Annotated in this window: 1 protein-coding gene, 1 tRNA gene and 1 pseudogene; 2 read left to right on the top strand and 1 reads right to left on the bottom strand. The window is 52.0% G+C overall.

Annotation, left to right across the window (positions count from 1 at the left end; translation table 11 throughout):
* Positions 1–196: 196 nt before the first annotated feature.
* Positions 197–328, top strand: a pseudogene (locus BM315_RS25215) (IS3 family transposase); the annotation flags it as partial.
* On the opposite strand, the gene BM315_RS24080 reads toward BM315_RS25215, so the two are convergent.
* A complete protein-coding gene (locus tag BM315_RS24080) occupies positions 321–1,748 on the bottom strand; it encodes a tyrosine-type recombinase/integrase (protein ID WP_090506218.1) in 1,428 nt (475 codons plus the stop codon). The pseudogene BM315_RS25215 and the gene BM315_RS24080 overlap by 8 nt on opposite strands.
* A 77-nt stretch (positions 1,749–1,825) precedes the next feature.
* On the opposite strand from BM315_RS24080, the gene BM315_RS24805 reads away from it, so the two are divergent.
* Positions 1,826–1,964 (top strand) — tRNA-Ser (locus BM315_RS24805).
* Positions 1,965–2,014: the final 50 nt, after the last annotated feature.

Below are 2,014 nucleotides of genomic sequence, written 5' to 3'. Positions count from 1 at the left end.
TGGACACCATCGCCTTAGACGACGCTGTCAGGTAGGTGTGTTGGCCGGACGCTTACGGTCATCGACACGCCTGCGTGCGGGGATAGCGCTGAGGAGCGCTTTGCGTCACGCACCTGAGGTCGGAGCTATATCCGGTAGTTCCATACGTACGGATCTGTGCGGCGAGGGGGGCAGGTAACTGCCGCCATTTCTACCGCGATCGGCACATCGGAATATCAGCCATTATTTGATGCATCGATACAACTGGATGCGGCGCCATCATTTCAGCGCTGGGCTGACACCAGCGCTAGCTGAAGAAAAACCTAACGTCGTATCCGGGACTAGTTGACCACTACAGAAGGCGGCGCTTCAACTGGGTGATACTCGTGATTCGCTGACAAGATTTCACTCAATCGATCACCCAACAAATTCCAAGCGTGCTTCTTTTCCTTGGCATAATTGTGATGCAGATAGTGGCGTCTAACCCGGGAGCCAGCTAGCACATGATTTTGGCAGCGATCGATAACATCCAGGCTGACACCTAAGGCTTGCATCATCGTGGCGCCGGTACGTCTTAGGTCATGGGGTGTCCAGTCTCCGTTCTGGCCGTTTGTGAGAACCAGGGTGTCGTCGTGACGTCTTCTCGAAAGGGCCTTACGGTTTTTGAATCGGGACTGACGATCACCCACCTGTTTACTCACCACCTTGCTGTCAACATGCCCATCGTTTTGTTTGTTTGGAAAGCACCATTGAGAATGCCCAGTCAGGGTCTTGAGCTCTTGAAAGAAATGCAGAGCGAAGGGTGACAGGAAAACATGATGGTCTTGTTTCTTGCGCCAGGTGCCTTTGACGTTTCCGCTAGGGATGAACCAGGTTTGGTTCTCCAAATCGACGTTCTTCCATTCGGCCTGAAGCAACTCCCCAATACGGCACAGGGTCCCCAAGCTGATCCAGAGCGCGAGTTGAGTTTCTTTTTTCAAGGGGCGGATGCCGTCATATTTTTGACCGGCGGGGAGGGCGTTATAGTCAAGTGTCATTTGCTGGAAGCGGTTATGCAACTCCAGTATTTCGTTGGGAGAAAGGATGCGGTTCCTTTCCTCTTCGTAGTCGGCAGGGATCAGCTTATTGATCTCAATCAGGTTGGTGGGGTTGCCTTCAATCAGCAGGGAACGCCAGGGCTGACGCTTTTCTGCCCATGCGAACATCTGAGTAATTTCAGCAAACAAGCCAATGGCCTGTCGATTGGCTCCACGATCAAAGACGGTTCGCAACACGCTCCGTAGATCGTGCTCATTGACGGAAGACAGTGTCTTGCTTTTTAGCTGCGGGAATAGGTCCTTGGTGAAGCAACGACGCAGTTCAGCGTTACCGTCTTTTCTTGCCACGCCATTCAGCAGCCATTCTTCCGCCAAGTCACCTAAGGTCAGTTCCTTCGTTTTTAGAGTTTCGGCGGCGATAAGTTGAGCTTTGACCTCAGCGTGAACTCGGGCTTTTTCGGCTCGTTTGTGGTCATTGGGGTTCACGCCGGTAGCCACTAAGTCGCGAGCGATGTTCCGTGTTTTGCGTATTTCCGGCAGCGATGTGCCTGGCCATGTCCCGCACGAAATATCGGTGAATTTTCCTCCCCACCTGAACTGGTAATAGAACGCGACGGTGATGCCTTTTTTCTTCAGGTGCACCTTGCCAGAGAGGCCACCGTCTTCTCTGAGGGTTCGACCTGCGTCGTTCGCGCCTAATGATTCCAGTTCTTTGACAGTGAGTTTGATCATGAGATTTCCCCCGAAAAAATACCCCCACATTTACCCCCACAAAAACGCCAGCTACCGATGGATTTTGTTGGCCGCTGCTGGACGTAGAGGAGGGGTTAAGGCCCCGTAAATACTAGCGTGTGGAGTTATTTTTGGGTGTTTCTCGTTCTACTGATGTTAATGAAAAACTAGATGGGGTGCTAGGGGTCGAGTGTTCGAATCACTCCGTCCCGACCATATTTTTCAACGACTTAGCCCGGTTTCTCAAGAATCGGGCTTTTTTGTGT

It is taken from the genome of Pseudomonas borbori (assembly GCF_900115555.1).
GTDB lineage: Bacteria > Pseudomonadota > Gammaproteobacteria > Pseudomonadales > Pseudomonadaceae > Aquipseudomonas > Aquipseudomonas borbori.
Note: the sequence above shows the minus strand (reverse complement) of the source record. Positions and strands in the feature narration are given on the sequence as shown.